Raw genomic sequence first — 21,544 nt, forward strand, 5'->3', positions numbered from 1 at the left:
AAAGGCCCGCAGGGGGGCCGGATTATGATTTGACTACTTGGTCAGGTTGCACGCTAGCATGCGCTTTGCGCCAGTCAAGCAGCGCCGCCCGAGAAGCCGTCATGCATGGCAAATATGGACACCCCGGCGTTGATTGCTGTCAAGGGCTGCGCTATAGGCCCCGCAATTGGGAGGATTGATTGTGAACGAGACGCCGCGCCCACAGACCCGGATTCAGCGCCGCAACACCGAGGCGATTCTGCAGGCTGCGCTGGACGTATTCTCGGCGCAGGGGTTTCGCGGGGCGACGCTCGATCAGATCGCCGAGGTCGCGGGGCTGAGCAAGCCGAACCTGCTGTATTATTTCCCCTCGAAAGAAGCGATCCATCTGGAGCTGCTGGGCGGGTTGATGGATGTCTGGCTGGCGCCCCTGCGCGCGATGGACCCGGCGGGCGAGCCGCGCGCCGAAATCATGGCCTACATGCGCCGCAAGCTGGAGATGTCGCGCGAGATGCCGCGCGAGAGCCGGCTGTTTGCCAATGAAATTCTGCAGGGCGCGCCGCGGATGATGGCGGGCATCGAGGGCGATCTGAAGACGCTGGTCGACGACAAGGCCGCCGTGATCCAGGCCTGGGCCGACGCGGGCCGGATCGCGCCGGTCGACCCCTATCACCTGATCTTCTCGATCTGGGCGCTGACCCAGCATTATGCCGATTTCGACGTGCAGGTGCGGGCGGTTCTGGGGCCTGATCGCGACCCCTTCGCCGAGGCCGGATCGTTCCTCGACATGCTGTTCGAGCGGCTGCTGGCGCCCTGAGGCGTTAACTCCGTTTTCAGAAATCGTCCGGGATTCATCCTTCCTTCACCCCTGACGCGCAGAGTCGTCTCGTGGGGGTCTATATGCGAGGAGAGTGGGGATGGACCGGATTTCGGGGCTTATGCCTCAGATTGGCTGGTCGCCGGTGCTGATGCCGGCGCCGCCGAAACACGCGCCGGCCACGACGGTCGAACCGGCGGCGAAGGCCGCGAATACCAATGGCGGCATGGGGGCCGAGGTTGACACGCAGACCGGCCAGGACCGGGCCCAACAGGTGCGGGCGCAGCTGATGCAACAGGCCGTGCTGAGCCAGGGCACAGCCGCCGCGCTGGCGCAGAACGAAGGCGACAGTGGCCCTCCGCCCGACCCGGATGCACCGACCGGGCCGCCGCCGACCTTCGAAATGACTCCGCTGGAGGCAGAGGCCACGCGACGCAAGGCCGTGCAAAACGTGCGCCCCATGACGACGGACACCGCGCCCGAAGGCCCCATTCAAGGGCCCATGACAGAGCCCGCGGCAGCGTCCCTCGCCCCGTCGGCGACGACCAAGGCCCCGGCAGACCCGCCTGCCCCCGCCCCGCAGGGCGACTGGCAAAAGCTGGATCAGGCGCCGGAGCCGAGCCTGGATTTGACCCGCTAGGGCCTACTCTGCGGGGCGAAGCCCGCAGAAGCTGGCCGAGGACGGGTTGTTCGGATGCGTCGTCCAGTTGGCATAGTCGCCGACCTCGCGCCCGGTGCGGGGGTCGGTCTCGCCCTTGGCCAGTTCGCGCATGGTGATGCAATCCACCGGGCAGACATCGACGCACAGGTTGCAGGCGACGCATTCCTCATCCTTGACGGTGAAGGTACGGTCCTCGTCCATCGCGATGGCCTGATGCGAGGTATCCTCGCAAGCGGCATAGCAGCGCCCGCATTTGATGCAATCGTCCTGATTGATCACCGCCTTGGTGACGTAATTCAGGTTCAGATATTGCCAGTCGGTCACCTTCGGCACCGCGCGCCCCACGATTTCCGAGGTCGAGACCATGCCCTTGCGGTCCATGTACTCGGACAGGCCCGAAATCATTTCCTGCACGACCTTGAACCCATAGGTCATCGCGGCCGTGCAGACCTGCACATTGCCCGCGCCAAGCGCCATGAACTCGGCCGCGTCGCGCCAGGTCGTGACCCCGCCGATGCCGGAAATCGGCAGACCCGCGGTTTCGGCATTGCGCGCGATTTCCGCGACCATGTTCAGCGCGATCGGCTTGACCGCCGGGCCGCAATAGCCGCCATGCGTGCCCATGCCGTCGATCATGGGTTCGGGCGCGAAATCGTCCAGATTGACCGAGGTGATCGAGTTGATCGTGTTGATCAGGCTGACCGCATCGGCGCCGCCGCGCTTGGCGGCCTCGGCGGGTTTGCGCACATCGGTGATATTGGGCGTCAGCTTCACGATGCAGGGCATCCGCGTGTTCTGTTTCACCCAGCGGGTGACCATCTCGATATATTCCGGCACCTGCCCCACGGCCGAACCCATGCCGCGTTCGGCCATGCCATGCGGGCAGCCGAAATTGAGTTCGACCCCATCGGCGCCAGTCTCCTCGACCAGCGGCAGGATCGCCTTCCAGCTGGCCTCGTCGCAGGGCACCATCAGGCTGACGACCAGCGCGCGGTCGGGATAGTCGCGCTTGACCGATTTGATCTCGCGCAGGTTCACCTCCAGCGGGCGGTCGGTAATCAGCTCGATATTGTTGATCCCCAGCACGCGGCGGTCGGCGCCATAGATCACGCCATAGCGCGGCCCCGAAACGTTCACCACCGGCGGCCCCTCGCTGCCCAGCGTCTTCCAGACCACGCCGCCCCAGCCTGCCTCATAGGCGCGGCGCACGTTATATTCCTTGTCGGTCGGCGGGGCCGAGGCCAGCCAGAACGGGTTCGGGGATTTGATCCCCACGAATTCAGAACGCAGATCGGCCATGGGTCACTCCCCAATCAGAAATTTGTGCATGTCTTCCGCGGCATCGCGGCCTTCGGCCACGGCGGTGACGGTCAGATCCTCGCCGCCAAGCGCGCAATCGCCCCCCGCCCAGACCCGCGACAGGCTGGTGCGCCCCGCGCCATCGACGGCGATCTTGCCACCGGCCAACCGGATTTCGGCAGGCGTGGCACCCAGGGTCTGGCCAATCGCGGTGAACACCTGATCGGCCTTGAGCCGGAAGGTATCGTCCAGCTTGCGCAGCCCCGCGCCCGTGGTTTCGGTGCGCGCGAATTCGACCTCAAGCCCACCTTCGACCGCATGGATCGCTACCGGCGCGGCGTTGCAGATCAGCCGGACATTGCAGCCAAGCGCATGATCCTGTTCGTGTTCCGAGGCGGGCATTTCCCCCTGCGAGCGGCGATAGACGATGGTCGAGGTCTCGGCCCCCAGCAGTTTTGCCTGCACCGCCGCATCGACTGCGGTCATGCCGCCGCCGATCACCACGACTTTGCGCCCGATCGGCAGGGTCGACAGATCCTCGGTCTGGCGCAGCGCCGCGATGAAATCGGTGGCGGGTATCGCCAGTTCCTCGCCCGGCAGGTTCAGCGCGTTCACACCCGACAGGCCCATGCCCAGGAACACCGCATCATGGTCGGCCAGAAGATCGTCAAGCGTGCCGTCGCCCGCGCGCCCCATCTGCCAGTTCTGCACCACGGTGATGCCGCCGATCTGCAAAAGCCAGGCCACCTCGGCGCTCGCGAAGGCCTCGGGCGCCTTGTAGGAGGCGATGCCGTATTCGTTCAGCCCGCCGGGCTTGGGGCGCGCGTCATAGATCGTGACCTCATGGCCGCGCATCGCCAGACGGTGCGCCGCCGACAGGCCCGCAGGCCCCGCGCCCACCACCGCCACCGATTTGCCGGTCGGGGCGGCGCGGGTGAAGGGATGCTTGCCCGCCGCCATCAGCGTATCGGTGGCGAAGCGTTGCAGCGCGCCGATCTCGACCGGCTTGCCCTCGGATTCCATCCGCACGCAGTCGCCTTCGCACAGCGTTTCGGTCGGGCAGACCCGGGCGCACATGCCGCCCAGAATATTCTGCCCCAGAATGGTTTTTGCCGCAGCCTCGGGGGTGCCGGTCGCGATCTGGCGGATGAACAGCGGAATGTCGATCGAGGTCGGACAGGCCGTCATGCAGGGCGCGTCATGGCAGAAATAACACCGATCCGCCGCCACCTGCGCCTCATGTGCGTCCAGCGGCGGCGCGACATCGGCGAAATTCGCATCATATTCCTGCGGCGAGAGCCGCCCCGGCACCACACCGGGGGTAAGCTGGCTATTGGTCACCTTGGACCTCCCTGGCTTGCTTTTTATTTCCCTCACGCTGCCACAGGCAGAAATTTTATCAAGCGGTAAAATACGGAACCGCCAGAGATCGCCCCGCCGGCGCGCGACACGCGCCCAAACACCGCGCAATTGCCCAAAGTTTAATCAGACACGACGCGCGCACGGGGACGTTACGTCAGTCGTTCCCACTTTCCTCGCCCTGCCGCCTCGCGTATAACGGGCCGCAATACCGCACGGCCTGCGATACGACAGGCCGGACAAGAACGTGAAACGCACCCTTCGAGGACGGCATGACCAAACACTCCCATGAAAACGACGTGGCCTTCATTCAGGCGCTGGCTGAGCTTCTGAACAAGAACGAGCTGACCGAACTGGCGGTCGTGCGCGAATATGGCGAGGACGACAGCCTCGAAGTCCGCGTCGTCAAACAGGCGACCGTGATTGCGGCCCCGGCCCCGGTTTATGCCGCGCCCGCCACGGCTGCCGCCCCGGCCCCTGCGGCCGCGACCGCAGCACCCGCAGCCGCAACCGCCGCCCCTGCCGATCCGGCCAGCCATCCGGGCGCCGTGGCCTCGCCGATGGTCGGCACCGCCTATATGGCGGCCGAACCGGGTGCCGCGCCCTTCGTCACCGTTGGCGCACAGGTCAAGGAAGGCCAGACGCTGATGATCATCGAGGCGATGAAGACCATGAACCACATTCCGGCGCCCAAAGCAGGCACGGTGAAGCGGATTCTGGTGGAAGACGGCACGCCGGTCGAATTCGGCACGCCGCTGATGATCGTCGAGTAAGGGGGCCCCCATGTTCGACAAGATCCTGATCGCCAACCGCGGCGAGATCGCGCTGCGCGTGATCCGCGCCTGCCGAGAGATGGGGATCGCCTCGGTCGCCGTTCACTCCACCGCCGACAGCGACGCGATGCATGTGCGCATGGCCGATGAATCGGTCTGCATCGGGCCGAACCCCTCGTCGGAAAGCTATCTGTCGATCCCGGCGCTGGTCGCGGCCTGCGAAATCACCGGCGCGCAGGCGATCCACCCGGGCTATGGCTTCCTGTCCGAAAACGCGACCTTCGTGCAGGTGCTGGAAGATCACGACATCACCTTCATCGGCCCCTCGGCGGCGCATATCCGCATCATGGGCGACAAGATCACCGCCAAGGAAACCGCGAAAAACCTTGGGATTCCCGTCGTGCCCGGCTCGGACGGCGGCGTTCCCGATTACGAGACCGCCCGCAAGGTGGCCGCGGAAATCGGCTATCCGGTGATCATCAAGGCCACCGCCGGCGGTGGCGGGCGTGGCATGAAGGTGGCGCAGGACGAAAGCACGCTGGAAGTGGCGTTCCGCACCGCGCGTTCAGAAGCCAAGGCCGCCTTCGGCAATGACGAGGTCTATATGGAGAAATACCTCCAGCGGCCGCGTCACATCGAAATTCAGGTCTTCGGCGACGGCAAGGGCCGCGCCGTGCATCTGGGCGAGCGCGACTGCTCGTTGCAGCGCCGTCACCAGAAGGTGTTCGAAGAGGCCCCCGGCCCCTGCATCACCCCCGAACAGCGCGCCCGCATCGGTGGGATCTGCGCCGATGCAATGGCGAAACTGGGCTATTCGGGCGCGGGCACCATCGAATTCCTGTTCGAGGACGGCGAGTTCTATTTCATCGAAATGAACACCCGCCTGCAGGTCGAACACCCGGTGACCGAGGCGATCTTTGATGTCGATCTGGTGCGCGAACAGATCCGCGTGGCCGCCGGCCTGCCGATGGAATTCCGTCAGGAAGACCTGAAGATCCGCGGCGCCGCGATCGAGGTGCGGATCAACGCCGAGAAACTGCCGAATTTCAGCCCCTGCCCCGGCAAGATCACCCAGTATCATGCGCCGGGCGGTCTGGGTGTGCGGATGGATAGTGCGCTCTATGACGGCTACAAGATCCCGCCCTATTACGACAGCCTGATCGGCAAGCTGATCGTGCATGGCCGCGACCGCGACGAGGCGCTGGCCCGTCTGAGCCGCGCCCTGGGCGAGTTGATCGTCGACGGGGTCGACACCACTGTGCCGCTGTTCAACGCGCTGCTGGCCGAGCCTGACATCCAGTCCGGGGATTATTCGATCCACTGGCTGGAAAAATGGCTAGCCCGCACCTTCGGCTAAGCGTTACGACCAGACAAACGCCCCCGTTTCGGGGGCGTTTTTCATTCCGTGGCTTTTGCCAAAACCGCTTTGCGCTTGCCCGCGTTCTTTGCCATCGTGAGCGCGCACCAAGCGATCACAGGCCCGCCATGTTTCCTCCCCTCAGCCCCGAGCTATTGCTGGCAGGTTATGCCCAGGGGATTTTCCCGATGGCCGAAAGCCGCGAGAACCCGGAGCTGCACTGGTTCGAACCGCAGTTGCGCGGGGTGATCCCCTTGGACAATTTCCACATTTCCCGTTCGCTCGCCCGGGTGATCCGCCGCGGGACTTTCACGATCCGAACCGACACCGCCTTTCGTGCCGTGGTCGAAGGCTGTGCCGACCGCCCCGAGACCTGGATCAACGGACCCTTGTTCGCCCTATACGACCAGCTGCATGCCGCTGGCTTCGCGCATAGTTTGGAGGTCTGGCAGGGCGACACTCTGGTCGGTGGGATTTTCGGCGTCACGCTGGGCGGGGCCTTTTTCGGCGAAAGCATGTTTTCCCGGGCGACAAACGCCTCGAAGGTCGCCCTGGCCTATACCGTCGACCGGCTGCGGCAGGCCGGGTTCGTCCTGTTCGATACGCAATACCTGACCCCGCATCTGGCAAGCCTTGGCGGGATCGAGATCCCCCGCGCCGCCTATCGCGCGCAACTGGCGCAGGCCCTGCAGCAGCGCGCCGATTTCACCGCGCCGCCGGTGCCGGATGCTCAGTCAATCTTGCAGCGGATGACCCAGACGTCATAGCGCTGATGATCCAGCGCCGACAATGCCGGGCTGTCCGCGATCATCCAGCCAGAGAAGACCGGTTCGGCGGCGCCCTTGTCGGCAATGATCAGATAGGCATAGGCGTTCGACGACGGATCGTCCGCCGGATAGCGGCACTCGCGCAGCGTCACGGTGATATGGCCGAATTCCGCCGTCTGCCCCACCGCAAGCTGGATATCGGAGGCCGTGCCCGCAACCTTGTCGAGCCCGCGCAGCAGCGCCCCCCCGGCCTCGGCCGTGCCCTCGGGCGCCTCCTGCGCCTGGGCAGCCCCCGACAACAGGAGCGCCAGCATCAAAGCCCGGATCATTGCGGTGCCTCCTCGGAACTGCCGCCCGCGAATTTCATCATCAGCGAAATCACCGAAACCGCCCCCTGCGTGTCGAGGATCTCATCCCCTGCCGCCAGATTGTCGAGGCTGCCGCCCGGAATGATTTCGATGAACGACCCGCCCATCAGCCCCTCGGACGACACCAGAATAGCCGAATCGTCGGGCAGGATCACATCGTCGCGCAGGCTGATGGTGGTGTCGGCGAAGAAGGTTTTCGGGTTCAGGACGACATCGGTCACGGTGCCGACCTTGACGCCCGCCATGCGCACATCGGTGCCCACCACGACCCCCTCGACCGAACGGAACGAGGCGTGCAGCGGATAGCTGCCCACGCTCGTGCCAAGGCCAATGCCCTTGCCCGCCCAAGCCATGAAGCCGATGGCGGCCGCCAGAACGACCGCCCCGGCCAGAAGTTCCGCACGATTTTCGCTCATGCCACCCTCCAGAAAGGGTCAAGTCTCACTTCGGCTGCCACGCCTCGTAATCGCGGCGCTCCAGCGGCTGGATGCGGCGCAGCGACCCGGCAGGCGCATAGGCGGTGACCAGGCCGGTCTGGTTTTCCTGATGCGGAAGTTCCCAGGCCTTGTGCTTCAGCGGGGTCTTGGTCGGCGGCTCGTCCCAGGTGAAATGGATCCAGCCATGCCAATCGGGGGAAATCCGGCTCGCCTGCACCTCACCGTTGTAGATGACCCAACGGCGCTTGCCGTCGCGGGTCTGGTAATAGGCGTTGCCTTGCTCGTCCTCGCCCACTTTCACGCCTTTGCGAGCGGTAAAGATCTGGGTGCCAAGGGTCTGGCCGTTCCACCAGGTCAGAAGGCGAAGCAGGAATTTCATCAGTTACCTCCGCAGAGCTTGCTTGGCCCCTTATAGCGCAGGGCGCAGCGAGGTCCAGTGATTTAGGACGGATTGTCGCGCCCCTTCAAAGCAAAACGGCGGGCCTTCGCCCGCCGTCGCCCCGCCTTAACCGGCGGTTTTGGGTTCTTTTTTCGTGTCCGAATGGATCAGCAGCGGCTTCGCATCGGGGGTCTCCACCGCCTCTTCGTTCACCACCACTTCCTGCACCGAGTCGAGCCCCGGCAATTCGAACATCGTGTCGAGCAGGATATCCTCCATGATCGACCGCAGGCCCCGCGCACCGGTCTTGCGCTTGATCGCGCGCTTCGCGATGGCGCTGAGCGCATCGTCGGTGAAGGTCAGCTTGACGCCCTCGATGTCGAACAGGCGCTGATACTGCTTGACCAGCGCGTTCTTGGGCTCGGTCAGAATGGTGACCAGCGCCGCCTCGTCGAGATCGGTCAGCGTGGCGATCACCGGCAGACGGCCCACGAATTCCGGGATCAGGCCGAATTTCAGCAGATCCTCGGGTTCGAGTTCCTTGAAGATCTCGCCCACGCCGCGGTCGTCGTTGTTCTTCACATCCGCGCCAAAGCCGATCGCCGTGCCCTTGCCGCGCTGCGCGATGATCCGGTCCAGCCCCGCAAACGCCCCGCCACAGATGAACAGGATGTTCGTGGTGTCGACCTGCAGGAATTCCTGCTGCGGATGCTTGCGCCCGCCTTGCGGCGGCACCGAGGCGACCGTGCCTTCCATGATCTTCAGCAGTGCCTGCTGCACCCCTTCGCCCGACACGTCGCGGGTAATCGAGGGATTGTCGGACTTGCGCGTGATCTTGTCGACCTCGTCGATATAGACGATGCCGCGCTGCGCACGTTCGACGTTGTATTCGCTGGCCTGCAGCAGCTTGAGGATGATGTTCTCCACATCCTCGCCGACATAACCCGCCTCGGTCAGCGTGGTCGCATCGGCCATGGTGAACGGCACATCCAGAATCCGCGCCAGCGTCTGCGCCAGCAGGGTCTTGCCGCAGCCGGTCGGGCCGATCAGCAGGATGTTCGATTTCGACAGCTCGATATCGCTTTTCGAGCCGTGATTGAGCCGCTTGTAATGGTTGTGAACCGCGACCGAGAGCACCCGTTTGGCATGTTCCTGACCGATCACATAATCGTCCAGAACCTTGCAGATATCGCGCGGGGTCGGCACGCCGTCGGTGGTTTTCAGCCCCGAGGATTTCGTCTCTTCGCGGATGATATCCATGCACAATTCGACGCATTCGTCGCAGATGAACACGGTCGGACCCGCGATCAGTTTGCGGACCTCGTGCTGGCTCTTGCCGCAGAACGAGCAGTAAAGCGTGTTCTTGCTGTCGGAGCCGGAATTATTCGCCATCGTAATCCTCTGCGCTGGCCCGGATGCCCGGGTCCGTGATGAGCTGTCTTAGGCAAAAGTCTAGGGCAGCCCAATGTTCATCACAATGTCAAAATGACCGCCCGCTTGCGGGCCCGGTCATTTTGCGTCTTCGGCCTTGCCGCGGTTTTCCAGGATCTCGTCGATCAGACCCCAGTCCTTCGCCTGCTCGGCCGACATGAAGTTGTCACGCTCCAGCGCGGCCTCGACCGTTTCGTAATCGTTGCCGGTGTGCTTGACGTAGATCTCGTTCAGGCGGCGCTTCAGCTTCTGCGTCTCCTGCGCGTGGATCATGATGTCGGTGGCCTGGCCCTGGTACCCGCCCGAGGGCTGGTGCACCATCACGCGGCTATTGGGCAGCGAGAACCGCATCCCCTTTTCGCCCGCGGTCAGCAGCAGCGACCCCATCGAGGCCGCCTGCCCGATCACCAGCGTCGAGACCTTCGGCTTGATGTATTGCATCGTGTCATAGATCGACAGGCCCGAGGTCACCACGCCCCCCGGGCTGTTGATATACATCGCGATTTCCTTGTTCGGGTTTTCCGCTTCCAGAAACAGCAGCTGCGCGCAGATCAGCGTCGACATGCCGTCATGCACCGGGCCCGCCAGAAAGATGATCCGTTCCTTCAACAGGCGCGAATAGATGTCATACGCCCGCTCGCCGCGCGAGGTCTGTTCGACCACCATCGGCACCAGCGTATTCATATAGGTCTCAATCGGATCTCTCATCGGCCTGCCTTCCCTGCGTGTCTCTTGCTGTCATAGCCACAGAACTTTACCGGAGTCTTAGTGTCGCGGGCTAGGCGCTGCAAGGGCGGGAGAAAAATCTTGCCCAGAACGCGGCCAATCCTGCGCAAAGAGCGGCGCCTTGATTGCCGGCAAATCGCCCCCACCGTGCCGGAATGTCGCCACTGCCACAGCCCGGTTCCAAACGCCCAGCTCCCGGTCGGTCCTTTTCCAGACGATGGTCATCGGGCCGGCCTGATCCGCCGGCATCACGGTGACAGGCCTGCACGACCGACAGCAGCGTCCTCGCACAGATGCACAAGCACATCGCCGCCGTTGGCCAGCTTGCTCTGCGCGCCTCGCAGAGCGGATGCGCCTGAACCAGGTGGTTCTGGTGGCTGGAGTAAGGACGAATCAGTCGCGCGGACCGGGCCCAAAACGGCATGGCGGCCCGTCCCCGGGCACGCCACAATCCAGAATGGCGCAGGGGCTCAGCTCCGCCCCGCAGCGAACCAGGCCCTGATGGCCGCGCGCTCCTGATCTTCCATGAAGCTCAGGTTTCCGGGCGGCATGGCATGGGTCAGCCCCGCCTGCAGATAGATCTGTTCTGCTGCCGCCGCGATCTGTTCGGGGGTCTCCAGATGCACGTTCTTCGGCGCACGTCCGATGCCCTCATACCCGGGTTCGGCGGCATGGCACATCGAACAGCGGCCCAGCACGATGTCCGTCACCTGATCGAACCCCTCTGCCGCCGCGAACCGGTGCTGCGCCGGGCTCAACCGCGCGGCCGCCTCGCCTTCGGCCTCGGCGGGCGCCAGGGACGACAGCCACACTACCAGCGCGAACAAGACCGCCGTCAGCCCCCAGGTCCACCACAGCATCCCCTTGTGGGCATGCATCGTGTTGAAGAAGTGCCGGATCGTCACCCCCATCAGGAAGACCAGCGCCGCAATCAGCCAGTTCCACTGGCTGGCGAAGGCCAGCGGGTAATGGTTCGACAGCATCATAAACAACACGGGCAGCGTCAGGTAATTGTTATGGGTCGAACGCTGCTTGGCGATCTTGCCGTATTTCGGATCGGGCGCGCGCCCCGCGATCAGATCGGCCACCACGATCTTCTGGTTCGGAATGATCACCATGAACACATTGGCCGACATGATCGTGGCGGTGAAGGCCCCCAGATGCAGCAAGGCCGCCCGCCCCGAGAAGACCTGCGTATAACCCCATGACATCGCAACCAGAATCACATAGAGCCCCAGCATCAACCGGGTATTGTCATCGCCAAAGCGCGACTTGCAGATCAGGTCATAGGCGATCCAGCCGAACACCAGCGAACCCAGCGAAATCGCCACCGCCGCCCAGACCGGCAGATCGGCCACCCGCGGGTCGATCAGGTAGAACTCCGCCCCCAGCCAGTAGACCAGCACCAGCATCGCAAAGCCCGACAGCCAGGTCGCATAGCTTTCCCATTTGAACCAGGTCAGCTCTTCGGGCATCGCGACGGGCGCCACCAGATATTTCTGGATGTGGTAAAATCCGCCGCCATGCACCTGCCAGGCCGCGCCATGCACGCCCCTGGGCGCCCCGGCCTCGGGCCGCAACCCCAGATCGAGCGCGATGAAATAAAACGACGACCCGATCCACGCGATCGCGGTAATCACATGCACCCAGCGCACGGCAAACTGCGCCCATTCCAGCCAGAAGGTAGTGTCCAACATCCCAACCTCATTTTGCGCCAGCTTCCGCGAGCGCCCCGCAAACCGCAAGCCTGCCCCCGCGCCAGATCACCGCAACGACGCAGGCGCCTCATTTCGGGGCAGTAGTGCAAATTTATCAGGCAGTCAAAAATTCAGCTGCCGCGATAGGTCGAAAACCCATAGGGCGAAAGCAACAGCGGCACATGGTAATGCGCCTGCGCGTCGCTGATTCCGAAGCGGATCGGTACCACGTCCAGAAACAGCGGCTCCTCGCCCGCCTGCCCGGTCGCACGCAGATAATCGCCCGCGTGAAACACCAGTTCATAGACCCCGGGCGCGAAGCGATCCGCAGGCAAAACAGGGGCATCGCTGCGCCCGTCGGCATTGGTCACCACCTCGGCCAGCAACGCGCGCGATGCGCCCGACAGCGCGTAAAGCTCGATCTTCAACCCAGCGGCAGGCAGTCCCCGCGCCGTATCCAGCACATGCGTCGTCAGATATCCGGCCATTTCAAACTCCTTTTTGCCGACTATGCCCGCCCCCCGCGCGCCCCGCAAGCGGGGCCGGCCCCCCTTGCGCCTGCCACGATTTGCGCCTTTGATCGGCCAAAACCCGGAGGCAGAAATGACCCGATACCCCCGCGACATGCGCGGCCATGGCCCCACCCCCCCCGATGCACGCTGGCCCGGCGGCGCGCGCGTCGCGATTTCGCTGGTGCTGAACTACGAAGAGGGCGGTGAGAATTGCATCCTGCATGGCGATGCCGCATCCGAAGCGTTCCTGTCCGACATCGCGGGCGCCGCACAATGGCCGGGCCAGCGGCACTGGAACATGGAATCGATCTATGAATACGGTGCCCGCGCCGGGTTCTGGCGGCTGCATCGGCTGTTTACAGGGTTGAACCTGCCGGTCACGATCTATGGCGTGGCCACCGCGCTCGCGCGCAGCCCCGAACAGGTTGCGGCCATGCAATCGGCGGGGTGGGAGATCGCCAGCCACGGGCTGAAATGGGTCGAGCATCGCGACATGCCCGAGGCCGAGGAACGCGCCCAGATCGCCGAGGCGATCCGCCTGCACACCGAGGTGATGGGCACCCCTCCGCGCGGATGGTATACCGGGCGCTGTTCGGAAAACACGGTGCGCCTGACCGCAGAAACCGGCGCATTCGACTGGATTTCGGACACATATGATGACGACCTGCCCTATTGGCGTCACATTGGCGGGCGCGATCAGCTGGTCATCCCCTACACGCTCGAAGCCAATGACATGCGCTTTGCCACCGCGCCCGGCTATATCGAGGGCGAACAGTTCTTCACCTATCTGAAGGACACCTTCGACACGCTCTATGCTGAGGGTGCCGCGGGCGCGGCCAAGATGTTCTCGGTCGGGCTGCATTGCCGCCTGATCGGGCGCCCGGGCAAGATCGCCGGGCTGAAACGCTTCCTCGATTATGCGCGCGGGCATGAAGGCGTGTGGTTCGCCACCCGCGGCCAGATCGCGGCGCATTGGGCCGCGACCCACCCGCCGCAGCATTACGACCGCCCGAGCGAGATGGACCGCGCGACATTTGTCGCCCGCTACGGCGGCATTTTCGAACATTCCCCCTGGATCGCCGAGCGTGCCTTCGATCTGGAGCTCGGCCCCGCGCATGACAGCGCGGTCGGGCTGCACAATGCGCTGGCACGGGTCTTCCGCTCGGCCACGCGCGACGAACGTCTGGCTGTGCTGCGCGCCCACCCCGATCTGGCGGGCAAACTCGCGCAGGCCAAACGGCTGACCCAGGAAAGCACATCCGAACAGGCCAGCGCGGGCTTGGACGCGCTGACCGATGATGAACGCCGCGCTTTCGAGCGGCTGAATGCCGAGTATGTCGCGCGCCACGGCTTCCCCTTCATCATCGCAGTGCGGGACCACACCAAGACCGGCATCCTGCGCGCCTTCAAGACCCGCATCGCCAATGACGCCGAAACCGAATTTTCCACCGCCTGCGCACAGGTCGAACGTATCGCCGCGCTGCGCCTGAAGGACATCCTGCCATGAGTGGTTACTACACCCCGCCGGGCGGCCTGCCGCCGCAAACCGCGTTGATGACCGGCCGCGCGATCTTTACCGAGGCCTATGCGGTCATTCCCAAAGGCTGCTTCTCCGACATCGTCACCAGCTATCTGCCGGGTTGGACCGACACCAAACTCTGGCTGATCGCCCGCCCGATGACCGGGTTTTCCGAAACCTTCAGCCAATATGTGATGGAGGTCGGCCCCGATGGCGGATCGGACACCCCCGACCCGGAACCGGGTGCGCAATCGGTGCTGTTCGTCACCGCGGGCGAGATGTGGCTGTCGCTCGACGGGCAGGAATATGAACTCGCGGCGGGCGGCTATGCCTATATCCCGCCCGGCACCGACTGGGCGGTGCGCAATGGCGCCGACCATCCGCTGCGCTTCCACTGGGTGCGCAAGCTCTACGAACCCGCCCCCGGCCTGCCCGCGCCCGAGGCCTTCGTGACGAATGAACGCGAAATCGCCCCCACTGCGATGCCCGACACCGGCGGCCGCTGGGCCACCACGCGCTTCGTCGACCCCACCGACCTGCGCCACGACATGCATGTCAACATCGTCACCTTCCAGCCCGGCGGCCTGATCCCGTTCGAGGAAACCCATGTCATGGAGCACGGGCTCTATGTGCTGGAAGGCAAGGCAGTTTACAAACTCAACACCGACTGGGTCGAGGTCGAGGCGGGCGATTTCATGTGGCTGCGCGCCTATTGTCCGCAGGCCTGCTATGCCGCGGGCCCGGGCCCGTTCCGCTATCTGCTCTACAAGGACGTGAACCGCCACGCCCGGCTGCGCGGCCCCTTCACCCGCTGATCTTCTCACTGGCGAAAATATCCTCGGGGGTCCGGGGGCAGACAGCCCCCGGCCTCGCCATCCGGAGCCCGCAATGAACATCAAGGCCGAACCCCTCACCGCCGCCGCTTTCGCCCCCTTCGGCGATGTGCTCGACGCCAGCGGCGCGCCCGACAAGATCATCAACGCCGGGCTGTGCGGACGCTATCACGACCGCGCGCGGCTTGAGTTTTCCGATGGCCGCGCCGGGATCTCGATCTTCAAGGCCGAGCCGCGCAGTCTGCCCTACATCTGCACTCTGCTCGAACGTCACCCCGAAGGCAGCCAGGCCTTCATCCCGATGAGCGCCGATCCGTTTCTGGTGATCGTCGCGCCCGATGACGGGGGCAAACCGGGCCTGCCGCGCGCGTTCCTGACCAATGGTGCGCAGGGGATCAACCTGCATCGCGGGGTCTGGCACGGCGTGCTGACGCCCCTGTCCGCGCCGGGCCTGTTTGCGGTGATCGACCGGATCGGCCCCGGCGCAAACCTGCAGGAATACCCGCTGAGCGCACCGTTGGCGGTGCATCTGTAAACACTGGCAGACGTCCATGCCCCTTGCCATCGGGGGCGCGCACTCTGTATCCAGCGACCTGCGCGTGCCGTGCCACAGCCGAAGTCCCAGTGCCCAATCCGTAAAGGCGATCGTTGATGTCCCAGACCTCCCCCACCCCGCGCACCGCGCTTGTCACCGGCTCGGCCGGGTTCATCGGCTATTTCACCTGCAAGCAGCTGCTGGAAGACGGGTTCCGGGTGATCGGCCTGGATGCGATGACCGACTATTACGACGTGGCGCTGAAGCAGCGGCGCCAGTCGATGCTGCTGCAAAACCCGAATTTCCGCGCCATCAACGATGCGGTCGAAACGCCCGGCCTGCTGATGGGTCTGTTCGCAACCGAGAAGCCCGACGTGGTGATCCACCTCGCCGCGCAGGCCGGCGTGCGCTATTCGATCGAAAACCCGCGGTCTTACCTTGAAAGCAATATCGTCGGCACGTTCGAGCTGCTGGAAGCCGCCCGCGCCCACCCGCCGCAGCACATGCTGCTGGCCTCCACCAGCTCGGTCTATGGCGCCAATACCGAAATGCCCTATACCGAGACCGACCGCGCCGACCATCAGATGAGCTTCTATGCGGCCACCAAGAAGGCCACGGAAAACATGGCGCACAGCTATGCGCATCTGTTCGGCCTGCCGGTGACGATGTTTCGCTTCTTCACCGTCTATGGCCCCTGGGGACGGCCCGACATGGCGCTGTTCAAATTCACCAAGGCGATCCTGAACGGCGACCCGATCGACGTCTATAACTACGGCGACATGAAGCGCGACTTCACCTATGTCGAGGATCTGGTCCAGGGCATCCGCCTGCTGATCGACACGCCGCCGGTGCGCCCTGCGGATGGCGTGGTGCCCGAAGGTGACAGCCTGTCGCCGGTGGCGCCCTGGCGGGTGGTGAATATCGGCAATTCCGATGCCGTTCAGTTGACCGATTTCATCGCCGCGATCGAGGCCGCGACCGGCCGCACCGCCACGCGCAACCTGATGCCGATGCAGGCCGGCGACGTGCCCGCAACCTGGGCCAATGCCGGTCTTTTGCGCAGTCTGACCGGCTATGCCCCCCAGACCCGCGTGCCCGAGGGCGTGGCGAAATTCGTCGCCTGGTATCGCGATTATTACGCCGTCTGAGCCCCGCCGAAAATCAGGAACGCCCGGAAATCGTTGACATTCGTCAGCGTCGGCCCGATCACGACCTGCGCGCCCAAACGCGCGAAAAAACCGTGGCTGTCATGGGCCGCCAGCGCCGCATGCGGCTCAAGCGACTGCGCGCGCGTCCAGGCCTCGGGGCCGATCAGCGCGCCTGCGACCTCGGCCGCGCCATCGACGCCGTCGGTGTCGCAGGCCAGCGCGTGAATCCCCGGGGCGCCCTGCAAGGCGATCAGCGCCGAGAGGATGAATTCGGCATTCGGCCCACCGCTGCCACCCTCGCCCCGGTGCTGCACCGTGCATTCGCCGCCTGACAGCAGCAGAAAGGGCGGCGCGGATGCCGGGCGTTCGGCAGCCAGCTGCAGCGCCATCCGTGCCTGTTCGGCACCCAGATCGCGTGCCTCCCCTTCCAGCGCATCGCCCAGCTGGCGCACCTCGACGCCCGCCGCGCGCGCCAGATCCGCTGCCGCCGCCAGCGACTGCCCCGGGGCGGCGATGATCCGCGTCTCGGCCTGCGCCAGCCGTGCGTCACCCGGCGCCAACACGCCCGAACCCCGCGCCAGAACCGCCTGCACCGCGGGCGGCGGTGTGATGCCATAGGCCTGCAAAACCGCCCGCGCCTCGGTCACCCCGCGCGCATCGCCCACCGTCGGCCCCGAGGCGATGAAGGCCAGATCGTCCCCCGCCACATCCGAAATCACCAGCGCCAGCATCCGCGCGGGCCAGGCTGCGGCGGCCAGTTGCCCGCCCTTGACCGCGCTCAGATGCTTGCGCACGGTGTTGATCTCGTCGATCGGGGCCCCACTGCGCAGCAGCGCGCCCGTCACCGCCTGCTTGTCCGCCAGCGTCACCCCCGGCGCAGGCGCACACAGTAACGCCGACCCGCCGCCCGAAATCAGCGCCAGCACGAAATCCTCGGGGCCAAGGCCGCGCAGCAGCTCCAGCATCCGCTGCGTGGCCTCGACACCGGCCTGATCGGGTACCGGATGGGCGGCCTCGACGATCTCGATCCCCTCGCAGGGTTGGGCATAGCCATAGCGGGTAATCACCAGCCCCTCGCAAGGGCCCCAGGCCGCCTCGACCGCCTGCGCCATCCGCGCCGAAGCCTTGCCCGCACCGACCACCACCACGCGCCCCACAGGCCGCGGCGGCAAGGCGGCGGGCACGACGCGCATCGGATCGGCCGCCGCCACCGCCGCATCGAACAGAGAACGCAAGAAGGCGGAGGGGTCTGTCACGGCCATATCGGTGCCTTTCTGTGGTCTGACGGGCGGCAGGCGGAAACGCCCCACGCCTGCCCCACAGTTCCGCCACGTCGCCGCCATGACAAGGGAAAACCACGCCCGGCCACCGCCGCCACCCAGGAAGCATGAAAAAACGGGGGCATCTCTGCCCCCGTCGCGCACCCTGTCCAGAGCCGGAAGCCCCGGCAAACCCGGGCTTATTTCTTGCTGATGCGGCCGTCGGTATAGGGCGTGTAAGGCCCGGCCTTCGCCAGATATTCGGCCGTGACATCCGCCAGATCGGGGCCGAAGTCATAGGCGTTCATGCCCTCGGTCGCAAACATCTTGTAGCCATCGCCACCGTTGCGCACATAGTTGTTAGTCACCACGCCATAGACGGTATCGGCCTCAATCGGCGCCCAGCTGTCGCCCGAACCGACCATCACATCCGACACCCGCTCGCCCGCCGGCTTGGCGGCATCCCAGGTGAATTTCAGCCCGGCCACCTGCGGGAAGCGCCCGGCGCCTTCCTCGACCTGGCTCAACCCGTTTTCCAGCGCCGCAACGACGGTGGAGCCCTTGGCCTCGAAGGTCGACAGCGTGTTCTGGAACGGCAGCACGGTCAGCACCTCGCCCATGGTCACCGGCCCCGCGTCGATCGACGAGCGCAGACCGCCGCCGTTCTGGATCGCGATGCTCACGCCCTGCGCGGCCACACGATCAAGCATCGCATCGGCCACAAGGTTGCCCATCGCGCATTCCACGGCGCGGCAGGTATCGCGCGAGCCGTCGATCTCGGCGCTGGTTTCGGCCACGACCTTGGCGCGGATCTCGTCCAGCGGCTTGGCCATCTCGGCGATCTTGGCCGCCAGCGTCGCATCGGGCGTGACCGAGGCGTCCAGCAGAATCGCGTCGCCGCCCGCGTCCTTCAGATTGCCTTCGTCATCGAAGGTCAGGACCAGATGGCCCAGATATTTCGAATAGGCATAGGCCGAAACGACGGGCACGTTGCCGACCATGGTCGGGTATTTCTCGGCCCCCTCTTCGGTGTTGGAAAACAGCGTGTGCGAATGCCCGCCCACGATCGCGTCGATCCCCGGCACCGCCTCGGCCAGCGCCTTGTCCTTCACGAAGCCGGTATGCGGGATCGCGATGATCTTGGTCACGCCCGCCTCGGTCAGCGCCGCGACATCGGCTTTCAGGCTCTCGGCCTCGTCCTGGAAAATCACGTTCGGACCGGGCGAAGAGGTTTCCACCGTATCGGTCGCCAGCGCCGAGATGATGCCGATCTTCTCGCCGCCGACTTCCAGAACGACGGTGTCCTGAACCTTGCCGTTCAACAGGTTCGACTGGCTGACATCCAGATTGCCCGACACCAGCGGGAATTTCACCATGTCGATAAAGGCCGACAGCGCCTCGGGGCCATCGTCGAATTCGTGGTTGCCCACCGCCATCGCATCATAGCCGATGGCGTTCATGAATTCGGCCGTGTCCTTGCCCTTGTAGGTCGTGTAGAACAGGCTGCCCTGGAACTGATCGCCCGCATCCAGCAGGATGACGTTCTGGCCCTCCAGTTCCTTGCGCATTTCGGCAACCTTGGTCGCCAGCCGGGCAATGCCGCCAAAGCACTTGCCCTCGGCCTCATCCTCGGCGCCGCAGGTCGAATCGTATTTGTTGATCGATTCAATACGCGAATGCAGGTCATTGGTGTGCAGCACATGCAGCGTGTAGTCGGCCTGCGCGGCGCCTGCGCTCAAAGCCAGAACGGCTGCGGATGCCAGAAAACGGGCGTTCATGAATACCTCCAGGGATTGTCACATGGGTGTTACACTGCGGTCATGCGGACGCGCTGTCAAAACCCGATTTACGCAATCGGCGTAATGGCGCAGCATGACGTCGGGATGACAGGCCTGCGAAACCCGCTTCCGTGCGGCACCAAGCGGGATTGACCATTGACCGGGCACAGGGCATGTGAAGGCCATGCTGATCTACAAAATCTTTCGCCGCCCCGAATGGGATGCGTTCCGCAACGCCGGGCAGACGCTTGGCGCGCCTGTCGATCTGACGGACGGGTTCATCCACTTCTCGACCGCGGCCCAGGTCACCGAAACCGCCGCACGGCATTTCGCGACCGAAAGCGACCTGGTCCTGGTCGCCTTTGACGGCGATACCCTTGGACCGGCGCTGAAATGGGAACCCTCGCGCGGGGGCGCATTGTTCCCGCATCTTTACCGCCCGCTGGAGCTGTCCGAAGTGGTCTGGGATACCTCCCTGCCCTTGGGGGCGACCGGCCATATCTTCCCCGAGGCCCTGCTGTGACCCTGATCGAACGCGCCGGACTGGCCCTGCTGCACCGCTTTGACCCTGAAACCGCGCATGGCCTGTCGCTGCACGCGCTGCGTGCCGGCCTGGCAGCCCTGCCCGGGCCTGTCAGTTCGGCACGGTTGGCGACCGATCTGGCCGGGCTGAAACTGCCCAACCCGGTAGGTCTGGCGGCGGGGTTCGACAAGAATGCCGTGGCGCTGCCGCAGCTGATGCGTGCGGGCTTCGGCTGGCTGGAGGTCGGCGCCGCCACGCCGCGTCCGCAAGAGGGCAACCCCCGCCCGCGGCTCTGGCGCCTGACCGAGGACCGCGCCGCGATCAACCGCTTCGGTTTCAACAACGAAGGCATGGAGCCGATTACCGCGCGCCTCGCCGCACGGCCTGCGGGCATTCCGGTGGGTCTCAACCTCGGCGCGAACAAGGACAGTGCCGATCGCGCCGCCGATTTCGCCCGCGTGCTGGCCCATGCCGGGCCGCATCTGGATTTCGCGACCGTCAACGTATCCTCGCCCAATACCGAGAAACTGCGTGATCTGCAGGGCAAGGAGGCGCTGGCCGCCCTGCTGTCGGGCGTGATCGCGGCGCGCGCGGGGCTTGCCCAGCCGATTCCGGTCTTCCTGAAGATCGCCCCGGATCTGAGCCCGGCGGAACTGGAAGATCTGGCCGAGGTCGCGCTGAGTTCCGGGATCGACGGGATCATCGCCACCAACACCACGCTGGCCCGCGACGGATTGAAATGCGCCGATGCCCATCAGCCGGGCGGGTTGTCCGGTGCGCCCCTGTTCGAGAAATCCACCCGGGTTCTGGCGCAGCTGTCGCGGCTGACCGCAGGCAAGCTGCCGCTGATCGGTGTCGGTGGCATCGGCAGCGCCGAACAGGCCTATGAAAAGATCCGCGCCGGCGCCTCTGCCGTGCAGCTTTATACCGCGATGGTCTTTGGCGGGTTGTCGCTGGCCGCCGATGTGGCGCGCGGGCTCGATGCGCTGCTGGCGCGCGACGGCTTTACCTCGGTGGCCGAGGCGGTGGGCACGGGGCGCGAACGGTGGTTGTGACGATCTGGCACAATCCGCGCTGTTCTAAATCGCGCGAGACACTGGCCCTGCTGCAGGCGCACGGGATCACCCCGCAGGTGCGACTTTATCTGCAGGACGCGCCCAGCTTGGACGAACTGGCCGCGGCACGGACACGGCTGGGCCAACCCGCCGCGGCATTGCTGCGCTGGAAAGAGGCCGACCTGCCCGCCGGTCTGACGAAAGACGCCCCCGAGGCCGAGATCCTGGCCGCGCTTGCCGCCAATCCGCGCCTGATAGAACGTCCGCTGGTGCTGACCGAAACCGCCGCCGCTCTTGGCCGCCCGCCCGAGGCTGTGCTGGCCATCCTGTAA

23 protein-coding genes are annotated in these 21,544 nt (G+C 65.1%); 12 read left to right on the forward strand and 11 right to left on the reverse strand.

Going from position 1 to position 21,544, the window contains the following annotated elements; all coding sequences use genetic code 11:
* The first annotated feature begins 181 nt into the window (after positions 1 to 181).
* Together P2G62_RS01115 and P2G62_RS01120 are read left to right on the forward strand one after the other, a co-directional pair.
* Positions 182 to 796: a TetR family transcriptional regulator C-terminal domain-containing protein gene (locus tag P2G62_RS01115; RefSeq protein ID WP_275733006.1), complete on the forward strand. Its 615-nt coding sequence runs from the start codon at positions 182 to 184 to the stop codon at positions 794 to 796.
* Positions 797 to 896: 100 nt separating this feature from the next.
* On the forward strand, positions 897 to 1,436 hold the full coding sequence (locus tag P2G62_RS01120; RefSeq protein ID WP_275733007.1) for a hypothetical protein: 540 nt from the start codon (positions 897 to 899) through the stop codon (positions 1,434 to 1,436).
* A gap of 3 nt (positions 1,437 to 1,439) precedes the next feature.
* Here P2G62_RS01120 and preA read toward each other — a convergent pair whose 3' ends face one another.
* Complete coding sequence (gene preA / locus P2G62_RS01125; protein WP_275733008.1) at positions 1,440 to 2,756, reverse strand: NAD-dependent dihydropyrimidine dehydrogenase subunit PreA; 1,317 nt, start codon at positions 2,754 to 2,756, stop codon at positions 1,440 to 1,442.
* A gap of 3 nt (positions 2,757 to 2,759) precedes the next feature.
* On the reverse strand, positions 2,760 to 4,097 hold the full coding sequence (locus P2G62_RS01130; RefSeq protein ID WP_275733009.1) for an NAD(P)-dependent oxidoreductase: 1,338 nt from the start codon (positions 4,095 to 4,097) through the stop codon (positions 2,760 to 2,762).
* Between the two features lie 290 nt (positions 4,098 to 4,387).
* Here P2G62_RS01130 and accB point away from each other — a divergent pair, with 290 nt between their 5' ends.
* From accB to aat, 3 genes are all read left to right on the forward strand, one after another.
* Positions 4,388 to 4,888, forward strand: coding sequence for an acetyl-CoA carboxylase biotin carboxyl carrier protein (gene accB, locus P2G62_RS01135; protein ID WP_275733010.1), 501 nt, complete (start codon positions 4,388 to 4,390; stop codon positions 4,886 to 4,888).
* A 10-nt stretch (positions 4,889 to 4,898) separates the two neighbouring features.
* Complete coding sequence (gene accC / locus P2G62_RS01140) at positions 4,899 to 6,245, forward strand: acetyl-CoA carboxylase biotin carboxylase subunit (RefSeq protein ID WP_275733011.1); 1,347 nt, start codon at positions 4,899 to 4,901, stop codon at positions 6,243 to 6,245.
* Between the two features lie 128 nt (positions 6,246 to 6,373).
* A complete protein-coding gene (gene aat / locus P2G62_RS01145) occupies positions 6,374 to 7,012 on the forward strand; it encodes a leucyl/phenylalanyl-tRNA--protein transferase (protein ID WP_275733012.1) in 639 nt (212 codons plus the stop codon).
* On the opposite strand, the gene P2G62_RS01150 is transcribed toward aat, so the two are convergent.
* The 7 genes from P2G62_RS01150 to uraH form a co-directional block, all read right to left on the reverse strand.
* Positions 6,976 to 7,341 carry a DUF2155 domain-containing protein gene (locus P2G62_RS01150; protein ID WP_275733013.1) on the reverse strand — a complete coding sequence of 122 codons (366 nt, stop codon included), beginning with the start codon at positions 7,339 to 7,341 and terminating at the stop codon, positions 6,976 to 6,978. The two genes, aat and P2G62_RS01150, sit on opposite strands and share 37 nt — an antisense overlap.
* Positions 7,338 to 7,796, reverse strand: a complete 459-nt coding sequence (locus P2G62_RS01155; protein WP_275733014.1) for an outer membrane lipid asymmetry maintenance protein MlaD — start codon at positions 7,794 to 7,796, stop codon at positions 7,338 to 7,340. Before P2G62_RS01155 ends, P2G62_RS01150 begins: the two co-directional genes overlap by 4 nt.
* Before the next feature lie 25 nt (positions 7,797 to 7,821).
* Positions 7,822 to 8,196 carry an NADH:ubiquinone oxidoreductase subunit NDUFA12 gene (locus tag P2G62_RS01160; protein ID WP_275733015.1) on the reverse strand — a complete coding sequence of 125 codons (375 nt, stop codon included), beginning with the start codon at positions 8,194 to 8,196 and terminating at the stop codon, positions 7,822 to 7,824.
* A 126-nt stretch (positions 8,197 to 8,322) separates the two neighbouring features.
* Positions 8,323 to 9,588, reverse strand: a complete 1,266-nt coding sequence (gene clpX, locus P2G62_RS01165) for an ATP-dependent Clp protease ATP-binding subunit ClpX (protein ID WP_275733016.1) — start codon at positions 9,586 to 9,588, stop codon at positions 8,323 to 8,325.
* Between the two features lie 117 nt (positions 9,589 to 9,705).
* Complete coding sequence (locus P2G62_RS01170) at positions 9,706 to 10,335, reverse strand: ATP-dependent Clp protease proteolytic subunit (protein ID WP_275733017.1); 630 nt, start codon at positions 10,333 to 10,335, stop codon at positions 9,706 to 9,708.
* Positions 10,336 to 10,823: 488 nt separating this feature from the next.
* Entirely contained in the window at positions 10,824 to 12,050 is a 1,227-nt protein-coding gene (locus P2G62_RS01175; protein ID WP_275733018.1) for a urate hydroxylase PuuD, read from the reverse strand.
* Positions 12,051 to 12,181: 131 nt separating this feature from the next.
* Positions 12,182 to 12,538, reverse strand: coding sequence for a hydroxyisourate hydrolase (gene uraH, locus P2G62_RS01180; protein WP_275733019.1), 357 nt, complete (start codon positions 12,536 to 12,538; stop codon positions 12,182 to 12,184).
* A gap of 115 nt (positions 12,539 to 12,653) precedes the next feature.
* On the opposite strand from uraH, the gene puuE reads away from it, so the two are divergent.
* From puuE to P2G62_RS01200, 4 genes are all read left to right on the forward strand, one after another.
* Positions 12,654 to 14,069 carry an allantoinase PuuE gene (puuE, locus tag P2G62_RS01185; protein ID WP_275733020.1) on the forward strand — a complete coding sequence of 472 codons (1,416 nt, stop codon included), beginning with the start codon at positions 12,654 to 12,656 and terminating at the stop codon, positions 14,067 to 14,069.
* Positions 14,066 to 14,896: a bifunctional allantoicase/(S)-ureidoglycine aminohydrolase gene (locus tag P2G62_RS01190; RefSeq protein WP_275733021.1), complete on the forward strand. Its 831-nt coding sequence runs from the start codon at positions 14,066 to 14,068 to the stop codon at positions 14,894 to 14,896. The genes puuE and P2G62_RS01190 overlap by 4 nt, the downstream gene beginning before the upstream one ends.
* Before the next feature lie 73 nt (positions 14,897 to 14,969).
* Positions 14,970 to 15,449, forward strand: a complete 480-nt coding sequence (locus tag P2G62_RS01195; protein WP_275733022.1) for an ureidoglycolate lyase — start codon at positions 14,970 to 14,972, stop codon at positions 15,447 to 15,449.
* Between the two features lie 116 nt (positions 15,450 to 15,565).
* Entirely contained in the window at positions 15,566 to 16,597 is a 1,032-nt protein-coding gene (locus P2G62_RS01200; RefSeq protein WP_275733023.1) for an NAD-dependent epimerase/dehydratase family protein, read from the forward strand.
* Here P2G62_RS01200 and P2G62_RS01205 read toward each other — a convergent pair.
* Positions 16,585 to 17,859 carry a glycerate kinase gene (locus P2G62_RS01205; protein ID WP_275733024.1) on the reverse strand — a complete coding sequence of 425 codons (1,275 nt, stop codon included), beginning with the start codon at positions 17,857 to 17,859 and terminating at the stop codon, positions 16,585 to 16,587. The genes P2G62_RS01200 and P2G62_RS01205 overlap by 13 nt on opposite strands.
* Before the next feature lie 197 nt (positions 17,860 to 18,056).
* Positions 18,057 to 19,634, reverse strand: coding sequence for a 5'-nucleotidase C-terminal domain-containing protein (locus P2G62_RS01210; protein ID WP_275733025.1), 1,578 nt, complete (start codon positions 19,632 to 19,634; stop codon positions 18,057 to 18,059).
* A gap of 184 nt (positions 19,635 to 19,818) precedes the next feature.
* Between P2G62_RS01210 and P2G62_RS01215 the strand changes: the two genes are divergently transcribed.
* The 3 genes from P2G62_RS01215 to arsC are packed head-to-tail and all read left to right on the forward strand — an operon-like array spanning position 19,819 to position 21,544.
* Positions 19,819 to 20,157, forward strand: a complete 339-nt coding sequence (locus P2G62_RS01215) for a DUF952 domain-containing protein (protein ID WP_275733026.1) — start codon at positions 19,819 to 19,821, stop codon at positions 20,155 to 20,157.
* Positions 20,154 to 21,212: a quinone-dependent dihydroorotate dehydrogenase gene (locus tag P2G62_RS01220; RefSeq protein WP_275733027.1), complete on the forward strand. Its 1,059-nt coding sequence runs from the start codon at positions 20,154 to 20,156 to the stop codon at positions 21,210 to 21,212. Before P2G62_RS01215 ends, P2G62_RS01220 begins: the two co-directional genes overlap by 4 nt.
* Positions 21,203 to 21,544 (forward strand): arsenate reductase (glutaredoxin), encoded by a 342-nt coding sequence (gene arsC, locus P2G62_RS01225; protein ID WP_345799257.1) that lies wholly within the window; start codon positions 21,203 to 21,205, stop codon positions 21,542 to 21,544. Before P2G62_RS01220 ends, arsC begins: the two co-directional genes overlap by 10 nt.

The organism is Paenirhodobacter sp. CAU 1674 (genome assembly GCF_029222945.1).
GTDB lineage: Bacteria > Pseudomonadota > Alphaproteobacteria > Rhodobacterales > Rhodobacteraceae > Rhodobacter.